General features: G+C 31.2%; 13 protein-coding genes. 8 read left to right on the top strand and 5 right to left on the bottom strand.

Annotation, left to right across the window (positions count from 1 at the left end):
• The first annotated feature begins 98 nt into the window (after positions 1 to 98).
• The 6 genes from HMPREF1984_RS09310 to HMPREF1984_RS09285 all read left to right on the top strand — a co-directional run bounded on the left by HMPREF1984_RS09310 (position 99) and on the right by HMPREF1984_RS09285 (position 8,026).
• Complete coding sequence (locus tag HMPREF1984_RS09310) at positions 99 to 1,139, top strand: 2-hydroxyacid dehydrogenase (RefSeq protein ID WP_021767732.1); 1,041 nt, start codon at positions 99 to 101, stop codon at positions 1,137 to 1,139.
• A 74-nt stretch (positions 1,140 to 1,213) separates the two neighbouring features.
• Positions 1,214 to 2,309, top strand: a protein-coding gene (gene prfB / locus HMPREF1984_RS09305) for a peptide chain release factor 2 (RefSeq protein ID WP_198011778.1) whose coding sequence is annotated in 2 segments (ribosomal slippage) — positions 1,214 to 1,276 and positions 1,278 to 2,309 — 1,095 coding nt in all. Because the reading frame shifts where the segments join, the coding sequence is not laid out codon by codon here.
• 157 nt (positions 2,310 to 2,466) lie between these two features.
• On the top strand, positions 2,467 to 3,969 hold the full coding sequence (gltX, locus tag HMPREF1984_RS09300) for a glutamate--tRNA ligase (protein ID WP_036100486.1): 1,503 nt from the start codon (positions 2,467 to 2,469) through the stop codon (positions 3,967 to 3,969).
• 156 nt (positions 3,970 to 4,125) lie between these two features.
• The gene (locus HMPREF1984_RS09295; RefSeq protein ID WP_021767729.1) at positions 4,126 to 4,896 is read left to right on the top strand and encodes a hypothetical protein; all 771 of its coding nucleotides are present in this window, start codon (positions 4,126 to 4,128) and stop codon (positions 4,894 to 4,896) included.
• Positions 4,887 to 6,281, top strand: coding sequence for a prolipoprotein diacylglyceryl transferase family protein (locus HMPREF1984_RS11015; RefSeq protein ID WP_021767728.1), 1,395 nt, complete (start codon positions 4,887 to 4,889; stop codon positions 6,279 to 6,281). The genes HMPREF1984_RS09295 and HMPREF1984_RS11015 overlap by 10 nt, the downstream gene beginning before the upstream one ends.
• Before the next feature lie 41 nt (positions 6,282 to 6,322).
• Positions 6,323 to 8,026 carry an ABC-ATPase domain-containing protein gene (locus HMPREF1984_RS09285; protein WP_021767727.1) on the top strand — a complete coding sequence of 568 codons (1,704 nt, stop codon included), beginning with the start codon at positions 6,323 to 6,325 and terminating at the stop codon, positions 8,024 to 8,026.
• 86 nt (positions 8,027 to 8,112) lie between these two features.
• Here HMPREF1984_RS09285 and HMPREF1984_RS09280 read toward each other — a convergent pair whose 3' ends face one another.
• The 4 genes from HMPREF1984_RS09280 to thrC form a co-directional block, all read right to left on the bottom strand.
• Positions 8,113 to 8,370, bottom strand: a complete 258-nt coding sequence (locus tag HMPREF1984_RS09280; RefSeq protein ID WP_021767726.1) for a type II toxin-antitoxin system RelE/ParE family toxin — start codon at positions 8,368 to 8,370, stop codon at positions 8,113 to 8,115.
• Positions 8,370 to 8,585: a type II toxin-antitoxin system RelB family antitoxin gene (relB, locus tag HMPREF1984_RS09275; protein ID WP_021767725.1), complete on the bottom strand. Its 216-nt coding sequence runs from the start codon at positions 8,583 to 8,585 to the stop codon at positions 8,370 to 8,372. Before relB ends, HMPREF1984_RS09280 begins: the two co-directional genes overlap by 1 nt.
• A gap of 132 nt (positions 8,586 to 8,717) precedes the next feature.
• A complete protein-coding gene (locus tag HMPREF1984_RS09270) occupies positions 8,718 to 8,963 on the bottom strand; it encodes a hypothetical protein (protein WP_021767724.1) in 246 nt (81 codons plus the stop codon).
• A 61-nt stretch (positions 8,964 to 9,024) separates the two neighbouring features.
• The gene (thrC, locus tag HMPREF1984_RS09265) at positions 9,025 to 10,515 is read right to left on the bottom strand and encodes a threonine synthase (protein WP_036100483.1); all 1,491 of its coding nucleotides are present in this window, start codon (positions 10,513 to 10,515) and stop codon (positions 9,025 to 9,027) included.
• Between the two features lie 190 nt (positions 10,516 to 10,705).
• Here thrC and HMPREF1984_RS09260 point away from each other — a divergent pair, with 190 nt between their 5' ends.
• Positions 10,706 to 12,226, top strand: a complete 1,521-nt coding sequence (locus HMPREF1984_RS09260; protein ID WP_021767722.1) for a tetratricopeptide repeat protein — start codon at positions 10,706 to 10,708, stop codon at positions 12,224 to 12,226.
• 155 nt (positions 12,227 to 12,381) lie between these two features.
• On the opposite strand, the gene HMPREF1984_RS09255 is transcribed toward HMPREF1984_RS09260, so the two are convergent.
• Positions 12,382 to 13,809: a phospholipase D-like domain-containing protein gene (locus HMPREF1984_RS09255; protein WP_021767721.1), complete on the bottom strand. Its 1,428-nt coding sequence runs from the start codon at positions 13,807 to 13,809 to the stop codon at positions 12,382 to 12,384.
• Positions 13,810 to 14,141: 332 nt separating this feature from the next.
• On the opposite strand from HMPREF1984_RS09255, the gene HMPREF1984_RS09250 reads away from it, so the two are divergent.
• The coding region (locus tag HMPREF1984_RS09250; protein WP_021767720.1) for an adhesion protein FadA at positions 14,142 to 14,484 on the top strand (343 nt) is incomplete at its 3' end.

Here is a 14,484-nt window from a genome sequence, read left to right as displayed (position 1 = left end):
TTCATGATAAAGAAAAAAGTAAATTTCGTGAAAAAAAATTGCTTATTCTCAGTTTTTTTGCTATAATTAATAATAATAAAGTGTAGGAGGAAGTCTAGATGAGAATAGTGGTTTTTGATGCAAAACCTTATGATATCGAGTTTTTTGAAAAATGGAACAAAAAATACGGGGCGAAAATAACATATTTCAAAGAAAAACTTACGTTAAATAACGTCATGTTAACAAAATATCAGGATGTAGTTTGCACATTCGTAAATGATGATTTGAATGAGAAGGTTATAAACATTCTTTCAAAAAATGGGGTAAGAGCAATAGCAATAAGAGCGGCAGGATATAACAATGTGGACATTAGGGCGGCATACCATAACAGAGTTAGGGTATTTAGAGTACCTGCATATTCTCCATATTCAGTTGCTGAACATTCGCTTGCGTTACTGATGGGGGTAAACAGAAAAATTCATAAGGCATACAACAGAACTAGGGAAGGGAATTTCAGCTTAGTAGGACTTACAGGAATAGTATTAAATGGAAAGACTGCAGGAATAGTTGGAACAGGAAAGATAGCAAGAATATTTATAAAAGCTTTAAACGGTTTAGGAATGAATGTTATAGCTTATGATAAATTCCCAAATGAACAGGCTGCAAAAGAAGAGAATTTTAAATATGTTTCACTGGAAGAACTGTATGAACAGTCTGATGTTATTTCATTACACTGTCCTTTATTCCCGGATACAAAGCATATGATAAATTCAGAAACTATAGCTAAAATGAAGGATGGAGTTATAATTATAAATACCGGAAGAGGTGGACTGATAGATACGGAAGCACTAATTGAAGGACTGAAAAGTAGAAAAATTGGTGGAGCAGGTCTTGATGTTTATGAAAATGAAAGACATTACTTCTTTGAAGATGAATCTGGAAAGGTTATGGAAGACGATGTTCTGGCAAGACTTCTTACATTTAACAATGTAATTGTTACTTCGCATCAGGCTTTCCTTACAGAAGAAGCATTAAATAACATAGTTGAAACTACATTAAACAATATATTGACATTTGCAAAAAAAGAAGATTTAGTAAACGAAGTATGGTATGATACTGAAACTAAGAAAATAGTGGAGGGATTAAGACCAAAAAAATAATAATTTAGGAAATAAATTTATAATGAAAAAATTATATCTTCGGGTATAATTTTTTTATAGGAAAAGAGATGAATATGGATATATTTGAAATCAAGAAGAAAAATGAACAGAACAATGCTGAAATTGAGGAAATCAGGAGGCACCTTTGACCTGGATTTTCTAAAGAAGAAAATTTCAGATTTAGAGAGAAAAACTTTTGATCAGAATTTTTGGAATAATGACAGGAGTAAGGATATTTTAAAGGAACTGAATAGCAGAAAAAAAATACTGGAAGAATATGAGAAAATAAATTCCATGAATGAAGATGTTATTATGCTTATTGAGTTTGTTGAAATGGGAGATACTTCTTACACTAATGAATTAGAAGAAAAAATAGTAGAAACTGAAAATGAAATACAAGGTTTTAAAATTAAACTGTTACTTGATGAAAAATATGATATGAATGATGTGATTTTGACTATAAATTCAGGAGCAGGTGGGACTGAAGCATGTGACTGGGCAGAAATGCTTTACAGAATGTATGACAGATGGTCTTATCATAATGGATTTAAAGTTGAAATTTTAGATAGTACATCGGGAGAAGAGACAGGAATTAAGAGTATAACTTTAAATATAAAAGGAAATTATGCCTACGGATATTTAAAGGGAGAAAAGGGAGTCCACAGACTTGTACGTATATCGCCTTTTGATTCAAATGGAAAAAGGCATACATCTTTTGCCGCTGTAAACGTTGTTCCTGAAATTGATGATGATGTTTCAATCGAGATTAAAACAGAAGATTTAAAAATTGATACATACAGGGCAAGTGGAGCAGGAGGACAGCATATAAATACTACAGATTCTGCAGTTAGGATTACTCATATTCCTACAAATACAGTAGTTACGTGTCAAAAGGAAAGATCCCAGATAAAAAATAGGGAAACTGCCATGAAAATCCTGAAATCAAAATTATTTGAAATGGAACTTGAAAAAAGGGAAAAGGAAATGGAAGATTTAAAAGGAACTGACAGTAAGATTGAATGGGGAAGCCAGATAAGATCTTATGTATTTCATCCGTATAAAATGGTAAAGGATCATAGAACTAAGGCTGAAGAAGGAAATGTAGATAAAGTAATGGACGGAGATATAAATAACTTTATAAATGAATATTTGAAATTTTATAAGGGATAATAGGCATATTTTTGTCACATAGAACTATATTTCTAGTTTAGAATATATAAAATATATATGAAAAATTATGAAAAATATTAAAGACAGTTGCGAGATTGTAAAAAGTGTTATATAATATATAAATAAAAGTAATAAATGAATGGAGAAGAAAGAAATTATGTCTGAAAAAAGAGTTAGAGTTAGAATAGCACCTTCACCTACAGGAGATCCTCACGTAGGAACAGCTTATATAGGGCTATTTAACTATGTATTTGCAAAACACAATAATGGAGATTTCCTGTTAAGAATAGAAGATACTGACAGGACAAGATTTTCCGAAACTTCGGAACAGCAGATATTTGATATGATGAGATGGCTGGGAATTAATTATGACGAAGGTCCGGATATAGGAGGAGACAAAGGTCCATATAGACAGTCTGAAAGATTTTCAATATATAAGGAATATGCTGAAAAATTAGTAGAAAAAGGAGAAGCATATTATTGTTTCTGTACTCCTGAAAGATTACAGAAATTAAGGGAAAGACAGGTTGCAATGAAACAGGCACCTGGATATGACGGTCATTGCAGAAATCTTTCAAAAGAAGAAGTTGAAGCTAAACTGGCTGCAGGAGAACCTTATGTAATAAGACTTAAAATGCCATATGAAGGGGAAACTATAGTTCACGATGAACTTAGAGGGGATATAGTATTTGAAAACAGTAAGATTGATGATCAGGTTCTGTTAAAATCAGATGGATTCCCTACATATCATCTGGCAAATATAGTGGATGACCATTTAATGGGAATAACTCATGTAATAAGGGCAGAAGAATGGATAGCTTCTACACCTAAACATGTTCAGTTATATAGAGCATTTGGATGGGATGAGCCAAAATGGTATCATATGCCATTGCTTAGAAATGCTGATAAGACAAAGATATCAAAGAGAAAAAATCCTGTATCAATGAATTATTATGTTGAAGAAGGATATCTGAAGGAAGGACTGCTTAATTTCCTTGCCTTAATGGGATGGAGCTTTGGTGGAGATAAGGAAATATTTACAATTGAAGAAATGGTAGAAAATTTCTCGTTTGATAAGATTTCGCTTGGAGGTCCGGTATTTGACCTAGTTAAATTAGGATGGGTAAATAATCAGCATATGAGACTGAAAGACCTTGATGAGCTTACAAAACTTGCACTTCCTTATTTTGTGAAGGCAGGATATTACAAAGATGAAAATTTATCAGAAAAAGAATATGCAAAATTAAAAAGAATAGTTGAAATTTCAAGAGAAGGAGCTCACACATTAAAAGAGATTCCTGAAATTGCTTCTATATATTTTGAAGATGAGTTTGAATTGCCTGTTGTTGAAGAAGGAATGAATAAAAAAGAGAGAAAATCAGTAGAAAAACTCCGTTCTTCACTTGAAACAGAGATTGGTAAAAAATCAATAGAATTATTTATTGAAAAATTAAATAAATTTGGAGAAGAAATTACAGAAGAAGAAGCGAAAACTCTTTTACATGAATTACAGGATGAACTTGGAGAAGGACCTGCAGCTGTAATTATGCCTTTAAGAGCAGTAATTACAGGAAAAGCGAGAGGTGCTGATCTGTATACTGTAATAGCAGTTATTGGAAAAGAGAGAACATTAAAGAGAATACATAATATAATAAAATAATAGGATAAGCAGGAAACAATATTTATAAATTTAAGAATTACTTCTAAAATAGTTATTTATTAAGAAAAATTATAATTATTAAATTGGGAATTTTGAAAATTTTGTAAATATTGTTTTTTGTATTATTAAGTATACTGTTTACAGGAAGGTGAAATTTTGAGACTTTTAAAATATTATTTTGATTGTCATGTTGAAGATGGAGAAGCGGTAATTATTGGCTATTCAGCGAGTTTAAAATTAGGAATTATTACTATTCCATATTCATGTATCATATATAAGAAGAAGTCAGAACCTCTGTTTCAGAAACAGTCTCTATTTAGAGGAAATATGACAGAAGGGAAGAGGAGTATCTTATGGGAAAACAGTAAACTGTCGTTTGAAGGAACCTGGGAAGGTGGTACAGATACAGGAGCTCAGGAACTGTTTTTCTCAAAGAACGGATATATAAAATGGCACTGCACTAATAATGGTGCAGATGTGAAGATAAACTGGAATGGAAAAGAGTATTCAGGAAAAGGATATGCCGAATATGTTGATGTTACACTGCCTTTGTGGAAACTGCCTTTTACTGAGCTAAAATGGGGAAGATGGATAAGTGATACAGATAATGAAGCTGTTACATGGATTAGCTGGTCCGGTATAAAAAATGAAAATATAAGCAGAATCTGGGGAGAAAATTATACTGAGAATAGTGAGATCATTTATACTGATGATGAAATTAGACTTGGTAATAGAAAAATTGAAATCAGGAATAAAAAAAGTATAAGGGATGAAATAGTAAGCAGAAGTATCTTGGGAAGGAAAGATATTTTTTCATTTTTATTGCCTAAGAAACTAAGAAATATTGATGAAAAGAAGTATTTTTCAGAAGGAATAATGGATGGTAAAAAAGGAAAAATACTTTATGAGGAGGTTATATGGAAATGATAAAATCGCAGAAAATAAGGTTACAGAAGATGCTATATGGAACTTTTTTCATATTCGTATTGCCATTATACTTCATTTTTCTGGCAAATAGTCTTTCTTTGCCTTTTGAAGTTCCAAAATTAGGTTATGGCGGTTCAGTTATAGCTATAATAGGGTTAGTGATAATGATAAGAGGAATGTACGAACTGAAGGTAAAAGGAAAGGGGCTTCCAATGAATGCTTTTCCCCCTGAAGAGCTTGTAGAGGACGGAATATATGGTGTTTTTCCTCATCCAATATATTTTGGTTTCTGTATTATGTGTATTGGAATTTCTATATTTTATAAATCAGTGGCAGGACTTTATCTAGTTACTCCTGTTATAATAGGGGGATGCATGGCACTCGTGTTAGGATATGAAAATTTATATCTCAAAAAAAAATTTGGAAAAGTTCCGCATCCTCTTTTAGGGATTTCCAATATTTCAAAGCCATTTACCAAGATTTTCAGATTAAATAAATTATGGAATATTTTATTAAAATGGGCTGAAAACAGGGCGAACAGCTGGAAATCATGGAGGCTTGGAAAACTTAGGATAATAAATCACTTTCTGTATTCAGGACTTGCAGGTGGAATAGGTTCTGGCATTATTACACTTGTTTTAGGAAGAAAATACTCTCTATATATTGTAATTTTAATGTTCATTGGCTTAATTGGAGCGGCAATTATAGGACAGATACCGGTTGGCTCAACAAATAAACTCAGCAGACCTTTCGGATATTTTGGTTCATTATTTGGAGTATCAGCAGCCGGACTTATAATTTTCATTTTTTATCCTGAAATATTCAAAGTTCTTGGAGCTTTTGCAATTGCATCACCAGTTGCGCAGGCTATAGGAAGGATAAGATGCCTGATACAGGGGTGCTGTCATGGAGATAATACAGAGGAAGGACACGGAATAGTTGTAAATAATCCTCATTCAAGAGTTTGCGCACTGTCACATAAATGTGGTGTTCCAATATATCCGACCCCTTTATATTCAATCATTGGGAATGTGATACTGGAAATTATACTTTTATTTTACTGGATTAGAGGAGTAAAATATACGATAGTAATAGGTTTATATTTAATTGGGGCTGGAATAACAAGATTTATTGAGGAAGCATATAGGGGTGAACCTCTGACAAAAATAATAAGGAATTTAAGAATATATCAGTGGTTCAGTGTAGGAATGTACTTTTTTGGGCTTATTGTGATGCTTTTTCCATCTGGAATTACTTCAATTCCTGAAACTTTAGATTATGGAACTGCTTTTATGACAGGAGTAATATTTTTCCTGATTTCCTCGTTTGCAATGAGCATGGATTTTCCTGATTCAACTCGTAGATATAGCAGATTATCAGGATAACAGGATTTTAAAATAATGATAGGAATATAGGAGATTAAAAAATGAAAAATTATAGAGAACTTGAAAAAATGCTGATTTCGCTGGAAAAGAAAAGCTATTCGGCATATAAATCCTTAAAAGGTGAGTATAAACATGATAATTATATTCTTTCCATAGATCATGTTCAGTCTGACCCGTATGCTCCACCTTCAAAAATGAGAATAGTAATGCCAAGGAAGGTTTCAGGAATTCCTGAAGAACTGACTGATACTAAGGATAAGGAAATTGCAGTTTCTGATTTTCTTACAAGAAATTTTTATAAGGAAGTAAGAAAAAGAGAAAAAGGAAGCACTGGAACAGGTGGAAGCGGAAGAATATCCATTGACAGATGTGGTCAGGAAATACTGGAAAGAACATCGGTATTAATAAAAAAAGATAAAATCGAAGTAAGGTTTGAGCTGGGACTTCCTGCAGCCGGAAGAAGGATAATGGGAAAAGCCGCAAAAAATATTTTTATGGAAGTACTTCCTGAAATAGCAGAAAAAGCCATTGTTTATAAGAATATTGATGAAATACTCCTTAAAGAACAGGTAATTCTTATGCTTGATCAGCAGCATATAAGAAAGGTTTTGAAAGAAAAAGGACTTGTTGCATTTGTAGGCAATGATTCTATATTACCTCGTGAAAATGGAGTATCTGATAAACCAATGAAAAACGGAGTCAGATTTAAAAGTCCTAAAGAATATGAAGTAACATTAAGTCTGCCAAGTGGAAAAAAGGTGACTGGAATGGGTATTTCAAAAGGAATTACTCTTATTGTAGGAGGAGGTTATCATGGAAAGTCAACCTTGCTGAAGGCACTTGAAAGAGGAGTGTACAATCATATAGCAGGTGACGGAAGGGAAATGATAATATCTGAAGCAGATGCAGTGAAAATACGTTCTGAAGATGGAAGAAACGTAGAAAGGGTAAATATAAGCGGATTTATAAATAATCTCCCGGGAAAAAAAGATACTTTGGCATTTTCTACGGAAAACGCAAGTGGAAGTACTTCACAGGCTGCAAATGTGTCAGAAGCAATAGAATATGGAACTTCGTTATTATTAATAGATGAAGATACTTCTGCTACGAATTTTATGATACGTGACGGAAGGATGCAGAAACTGGTTGCTAAGGAAAAAGAACCTATAACTCCGTTTATAGACAGGGTAAAGGAACTTTATGATATTTTTGGGATTTCTACAATATTGATTGTAGGTGGTTCAGGAGATTACTTTGATGTGGCCGACAGAGTTATAATGATGGATGAATATATTCCTTTAGATGTAACGGAAAAAGCTAAAAATATTGCAAAAAATGACGAAAATAGAAGAGAATTTTCTTCAAATGAGAGTTTTAAAGGAATTACACAGCGTATTCCATTAAAAAGAAGTTTTTCATTATCAGGGAAAGAAGATAGAATAAAGGCTAAAGGAAAATATAGTATTTTTTATGGAAGGGAAATGATTGATATTTCTGGACTGGAACAGCTTGTTGATGACAGTCAGACCAATGGTATAGCTGTTATGATGGATTATTTCAGAAAGAAAGTTCTCGATGAAAAATTAACAATTTCAGAAGCTGCTGATAGGATTTATGAGCATATTGCAAAATCTGGATTAGATTCAATTTCACCATATACAGGGCATCCAGGAAACTTGGCTTTACCACGAAAACAGGAATTCTGTGCAGCCTTGAACAGATATAGAAAGTTGAAGATAAAATAGAAATAAAAAAAACTATATTTAAAGAATAATTGTTTCAAATTCTAATAAATATAGTTTTTTAAGTTTCTGTTTAAAAAACTCATTTTTCATGCTTTATAAATTTCTCTTCTATGACCTATTTCAAGAGCCAGTATAATCAATCTTTCATCTTGGATATTGACAATAACTCTATAATCTCCTATCCTATACCTCCATTGGCCACTTCGATTGGCTTGCAGCATTTTTCCCCTGCTTCTAGGATTATCTAATATATTTTCAAGATAAGATTTGATTTTTTTCTGGGTGAATTTATCCAGTTTTTTAAATTGTCTTGCAAAATGAGGGGTAGGAATTAAATTATACATTACAACTCATCCCAATTTAAAACTTCCCCTCCAGAAGCCAGATATTTTTCATATTCTTCCAGTTTCATGTCAGCTATTTTAGCATCATATTCATCTTCCAATGATGCTAATGTTCTTTCCCTTATTAATTCAGATAATGATTTTCCCTCAAATTTTGCCATACTTTGTAAAAAAAGTTTTTCCTCTTCTGATATTTTCAAAGTAATTACTGCCATATAATACCACCTCTTTTATTTTGGTAATACTATTGTAATACCTTAATTAAAAAAAGTCAATATATTTTAGGATATTAAAAAACTGTTTCCTAAGAATAATAATCAAAAGAAACAGTTTAAATCATTTATTTTTTACTTATTCAATTTTCCGGCACTTAATATGTTTGCAACATCAAATGCGTGGCAAGGTGTAACAGCATAAACCATTCCACAATGAGGACATTCATATTCAAATGTATCCATCACTATTTCTGTGTTACATTCCTTACATGTGAAAACAGCAGGGACAGGCATAGGCTGATTGCTGAATCCCATCATTCTTAATTTTTCTACAACTTCTATTCCATCATTAAAACTTCCTGAACAACCATCGTGCATAGATTTTCCTCCTAAAATTTTTATATTAATAGTATTTTTTTAAGTACAAAGTTTTATTCTGTTAAATTTTTTCAATGTATTTTTTTACATAATCTGCAATTTCACTTTTTTCAATTACATTAGAGAATCTGATATCAGAATTTCTCACTTCAGCAAGCTTTTCAGGAAATTTAACTCCTGTGATTTCACTTACTTTATCCAGAGTAACGTATGGATTTTCATTTAATTCAAGACCAAGAGCTTTTGCAACTGGCTCAGGGAACTTAAATGGGTGAGCAGTAGACATAATTACTGTATGAATATTTTTATCAAGCTTGTCATCTGAAAGCTTTTCATATACAGAATATGCAACTGCAGTATGAGGATCCATTAAATATTTATATTCATCATACACTTTTTTAATAGCTTCTACAGTTTCTTCGCTGTCAGCAAACTCTCCATAGAATTCCTTCTGGATTTTTTCAAGTTCTTCAGGAGAAACTGACAGTACACCTGTTGTAAGCAGAGAATCGATTAATTCCTTTGTTCTTACAGAATTTTCTCCTGTGGCATAATAAAGATATCTTTCAAAATTTGATGAAAGAAGAATATCCATAGATGGAGAATTTGTAGTGTAGAAATCCCTATTTTTATCATAAGTTCCTGATTTAAAGAAATCAGCAAGAACTTTATTCTTATTTGAAGCTGAAATAAATTTTCTTACAGGTATTCCAAGCTTTTTGGCAATATAACCTGCAAGTATGTTTCCAAAATTTCCTGTAGGAACAACAATGTTAAATTCTTCTCCTTCTTTTATAGTTCCAGAATTTACAAGATTCACATAAGTAGAAACATAGTAAATAACTTGTGGGAAGAGTCTTCCGATATTTATTGAATTTGCACTTGAAAACATTATGTCATGTTCACTTGCATAATGTTTAAACTCTTCGCTGGAAAAAATAACTTTTATGGCACTTTGAGCATCATCAAAGTTTCCGTTTATTGCAACAATGTCAACGTTATTTCCCTTCTGTTTTCTCATTTGTTCTTCCTGCATAGGGCTGACACCATTTTTAGGATAAAATACTACAATATTTATACCTTCGATATCCTTAAATCCTTCTAATGCAGCTTTTCCTGTGTCACCTGAAGTTGCGGCAAGAATCAGAACTTTTTTATTTTCATTCTGTTTTTTCTTGCTTAAAAGCAGTAAATATGGGAACAGGGAAAGGGCAAGATCCTTGAATGCCAATGTTCTCCCATGGAAAAGTTCACCAAAACTCACTTTATCATTTAATTTATGTAAAGGTACGATACTTTCATCTGTAAATGTAGTACTGTTATAAGCACTGTTTACGGCAGTTTTTATTTCTTCATCAGAAAATTCTTTAAAAAATAATTTTATAATTTTTTCAGATAATTCCTGATATGAAAGGTTTTTAAGTTCTTCATAAGATAGCTTTACATCTGGAAGATTTTCCGGAATGTAAAGACCTCCGTCATTTGCAAGTCCATGCAGAGTGGCAAATGTAGATGACTTTAAATCGTTACTTCTTGTACTTTTATAATTCATATAAATACCTCTTTCAGTTGAAATTAATATTGTAAATAATACCATATATCAGGGGATTTTACAACTTTTAAATTATATAAATATAGTAATAAAGTTTCAAAAATCGAATGTTATTTTCTAAAAAATTATTGAAAATATATGGAATAAATTGTAAAATTGTATTATTACAATTGTATGAAGGAGGAAGAAAATGTCGGGATTATCTATTTTGGTATGGATTTTTGTACTGGGGATTATAATAGGGGGATTGATGGTATTTTTTAAAAATAAAAAGGAAAAGGAAGATTTTGATGACTTTTCATTGGAAAGTGAAAGAAAAAAGGAAAAAGAGCTTTTTGGTAGAGAAAATAATGAAAAAGACTACAGTGAAAAAGATTTAAAATATAAGGAAAATATTAATTTAACTGAAGAAAAACCAAAATATGAAACTGAAAAGGAGAAAACAGGTAAATTTGAAAAAATTATAACAGATAACCCAATTATAAAATGGAGAAAATCACCATGGTGGATAGTGATAGGTATAATTATTGCTATTATCCGTTTTTGTGACGGTCCGGATAATAAACTGCAACCATCTGAGGCTTTTCAGAATCAGGTAAAAAATCAGAGTATAGAGGATTTGTATAAAGAATGGCTAGATACGGCTGAAAAATATGAAGAAAATGGGGAATATGAAAAAGCTGAGGAATACTACTTGAAAGCAGCCCAGTATAACAAAGAAATATACATGGTTATAGGCCAAATGTACTATGATAATATAGATAAGGAAAAGGGAATAGAAAAATTGAAGGAAGCTTATGAGAAGGGGGCTTATTCAGCAGCCGGAATGCTTGGAGAATCAGAGGAAGAAAAAGGAAATATTAATAAGGCGAAGGAATGGTATACGAAAGGAATTGAAAAGGGCGATTTATATTCACAAAATTCAATGGCAATATTATATGAAAAAGAAAATAAGTGGTCTGATGCAGAAAACTTACTTCTTAAAGGAGCACAGAAAGAGGATACAAGTTCGATATATCTGCTGATTCTTCTATATTTTGAAACAGATAAGGAAGCTGAAATTCAGAAATGGAAGGAAAGACTTTTTAATAAACCTCAAAGAAAAGGTTTATCAGAGGATGCAAGGGATATAGTGCTTTATGCTACCGGAAGTGAAAATGACAGAAAGTATTTGAAAATTACACTGGAGGCAGAAAATTTAGAAAAACAAGGCAAATATAAACAAGCAGAAAAACTGTACACTGAAGCAATAAAATATAATAAGAGGGCATACAATGATTTGGGAACTATGTACTATCGCAGTTATAAAAATAAAGATAAGGCAATGGAATTCTACAAAAAAGGACATGCTGAAGGATCTCTGGATGCAACATACTCCTTAGTCATAATGGAAAGACAAAGAGGAAATAAAAGCGAAGAAGAAAAATTACTAAAAATGTGTGCAGAAAAAGGAAAAGTAAGTTGTCAGTTGGATTACGGTGAAATGTTAAATAAAAATGATAAAAAGGATGAAGCTGCTAAGTGGTTTGAAAAAGCTGCTGCCCAGAAGGAGGCAAGGGCAATGTTTAAGCTGATGTACTATTATTTTTATGATAAAGAAGATCAAGAAAAAGGTATGGAATGGGCAAAAAAAATATTTACAGAGAAGGGACTCTTAAATCTGAGTGGTGAAATGCTTTCCCTAGTAAATGATGTAATATATGGGAAATAAATAGAAATTAAATAACGATATTCAAAAAAATAAAATAAAACGATATTTATAAGTCTAATTTAGATTTCAGAATCTAAAAAGACAGATAGATATCGTTTTTTTGATTATAGTTAAATTATATAATATAATTATAGAAAGTAAATACCCTTATACTATTAGAATATACCTAAACCATTAATTTCTATAAATCTGAATAATAAATCATTTAATATCTTTTCATTTTTATGTTCGTCATATGGAAGAGTAAAAATACCGTTTTTGTTATTCCATAATGTGTCATAGTAGTTTAAAAGACTTTCAGAAATTTTCTGGTCATATGTGGAAATAATTTTTATTTCATTTTCAAGATTGTAGTTTCTCATATTTCTTCTTGTAAAATTTGTTGATCCTGCATAAGTAATCATATAATCTTTCTTTAGTATGGAAAGCATTTTAACATGGTACATTTCTTCAGCTTTATTGTAGAATTTAACATTTATTTTATAATTATGTTTTCTTGCATATTTCATAAGTTCTCCTGCAGAAGCTTTATTTGGAAGTCCTGCATTGGAATTATTTAAAATAATTTGAAATTCCACTCCCCTTTTAGCAGCTTTTCTTATACTATTTATAATTCCCCTGTCAGAAAGGAAAAATTGGGCAATTATTATTTTATCTTCACTTGATGTATTTTCAATTTCCCTTGTAATATCAATGACAGTCTGTCCTTCGGTAAAATATTGTAATTTTAGGCTATTGTTTTGAGAAAAAGGAATACTGCTAAAATCTTTATCAGGAAGTTTCTGCTGCAAACTTCCGTCAGGTTTTGTTATTTTGGCAACAGGCTTTTCCGCATTGTAAATATCCTTAATAATAGGTGAAGAAAACTTGAAAGCCACATTTGAATGCTTGGAACCTTCTGCATGCGGATTGGCAGAAGTAAGCATTGCAGTAGATTCATTCATAATAAGTTTACGATGGTCAGCTTTTGCATTTAAAGCTCTTAATATACTTCTTATAGTAACTTTGTCAGTTCCTTCGTAAACTGGATTTTTTCTTTTTCCGACATTTTTAGGATTTCCAAAAGGTTGTACAAATAAACGCCATGGTTTTGAGTAAAGAGGTAAAGGATCTCTCAATTTGGCTAAATCTACATACCCTATTTTTACTCCGGCTTCTTCAAGTTTTTTGTGTGTAGGATTATCAAATGCTCCATAGAAAGTATTACTTTCATCCAGTATCAGATAAATTTCAACATTAGGATTTTTCTTTTTCTTTTCCAGAATTTTTTCAGCAAATTCAGTAGCAATATCTATTGGCTGTAACTTTTCCCTGACTCCTTTACCAAGATAATCATTAAATACGAAAATATCCATAAGGAAAAAATCCTGGGCTTCATCTAAAATTTTATAAGCTTCATCCCATATCTGCCTATCGAATTTTCTTTCGCCGTCAGCTGTTTCATAGTTTAAATCATAATAAAAATCCACATTGTCTGCATTATATACTTCAGTTTTTGTAGCCAGTCCTTCTGGAAGGGAAGTGCATGAAGAAATTAAAAGTATTGCACAAAGTAGAAAAAAAATAAGTTTATTATATCTCATCTTAATTATTGCTCCTTTTTTGTCATATAGATAATTGAAATTAAAAAATAAATTTTAATGATATTTTAGCATATTATATCATATTTTTGAATATTTGAAGCATAGAAAAAAGTAATAGTATAATAAATTTCAAAATAAAAAATTTTATTTTTTTAAAAACTTTTGTTGTAATTTTTCAAAATTTTTGGTATTATCTTAGTGAATAAAGCAAAATAAAAGTTAAATCAAGGTAATTTAATGGAATTTCAGACAAAAACTCAAATAGAAATTATCTGGCTAATGCTTTATTTTTAGAAATAAATTTTATAATTGAAATAGAAAGGAATAAAAATATGAGAAAGAAAGTATTTTTACTGTTAGGAATATTAACAATTTCAGCATTAAGTTTTTCTGCAGAAAAACAAAGTCTGGAAGCAAGTTTAAACTCTATAGAAAATAAGTTTAACGACCTGCTTGAAAAGGAAGCACAGAAGAAAAGAGAATTTGAAGCACAAAAAGCTCAACTGGAATCTGAAGTTGCAGACCTTAAAGCAAAAGAAGAAGGAAAGGAAAAACTTTTTGAAAAATTAAAGAAAGACTCTGAAGTTAGATGGTACAGAGACAAGTATAAGCAAGTTTTGAATAACTATGATACTTATTACAAAAATTTAGCTAAGCTGATAAAGGAAAAAGAAC

This window comes from Leptotrichia sp. oral taxon 215 str. W9775 (assembly GCF_000469505.1).
GTDB lineage: Bacteria > Fusobacteriota > Fusobacteriia > Fusobacteriales > Leptotrichiaceae > Leptotrichia_A.
The sequence above is the reverse complement of the archived record's forward strand: the minus strand, read 5'-3'. Positions and strand labels throughout refer to the sequence as shown.

What these genes read in the sequence shown, in the direction of transcription:
- HMPREF1984_RS09310 (WP_021767732.1), top strand. Translation starts at nt 99, where the DNA reads ATGAGAATAGTGGTTTTTGATGCAAAACCTTATGATATCGAGTTTTTT.
- gltX (WP_036100486.1), top strand. Translation starts at nt 2,467, where the DNA reads ATGTCTGAAAAAAGAGTTAGAGTTAGAATAGCACCTTCACCTACAGGA.
- HMPREF1984_RS11015 (WP_021767728.1), top strand. Translation starts at nt 4,887, where the DNA reads ATGGAAATGATAAAATCGCAGAAAATAAGGTTACAGAAGATGCTATAT.
- HMPREF1984_RS09285 (WP_021767727.1), top strand. Translation starts at nt 6,323, where the DNA reads ATGAAAAATTATAGAGAACTTGAAAAAATGCTGATTTCGCTGGAAAAG.
- HMPREF1984_RS09280 (WP_021767726.1), bottom strand. Translation starts at nt 8,370, where the DNA reads ATGTATAATTTAATTCCTACCCCTCATTTTGCAAGACAATTTAAAAAA.
- relB (WP_021767725.1), bottom strand. Translation starts at nt 8,585, where the DNA reads ATGGCAGTAATTACTTTGAAAATATCAGAAGAGGAAAAACTTTTTTTA.
- HMPREF1984_RS09270 (WP_021767724.1), bottom strand. Translation starts at nt 8,963, where the DNA reads ATGCACGATGGTTGTTCAGGAAGTTTTAATGATGGAATAGAAGTTGTA.
- thrC (WP_036100483.1), bottom strand. Translation starts at nt 10,515, where the DNA reads ATGAATTATAAAAGTACAAGAAGTAACGATTTAAAGTCATCTACATTT.
- HMPREF1984_RS09260 (WP_021767722.1), top strand. Translation starts at nt 10,706, where the DNA reads ATGTCGGGATTATCTATTTTGGTATGGATTTTTGTACTGGGGATTATA.
- HMPREF1984_RS09255 (WP_021767721.1), bottom strand. Translation starts at nt 13,809, where the DNA reads ATGAGATATAATAAACTTATTTTTTTTCTACTTTGTGCAATACTTTTA.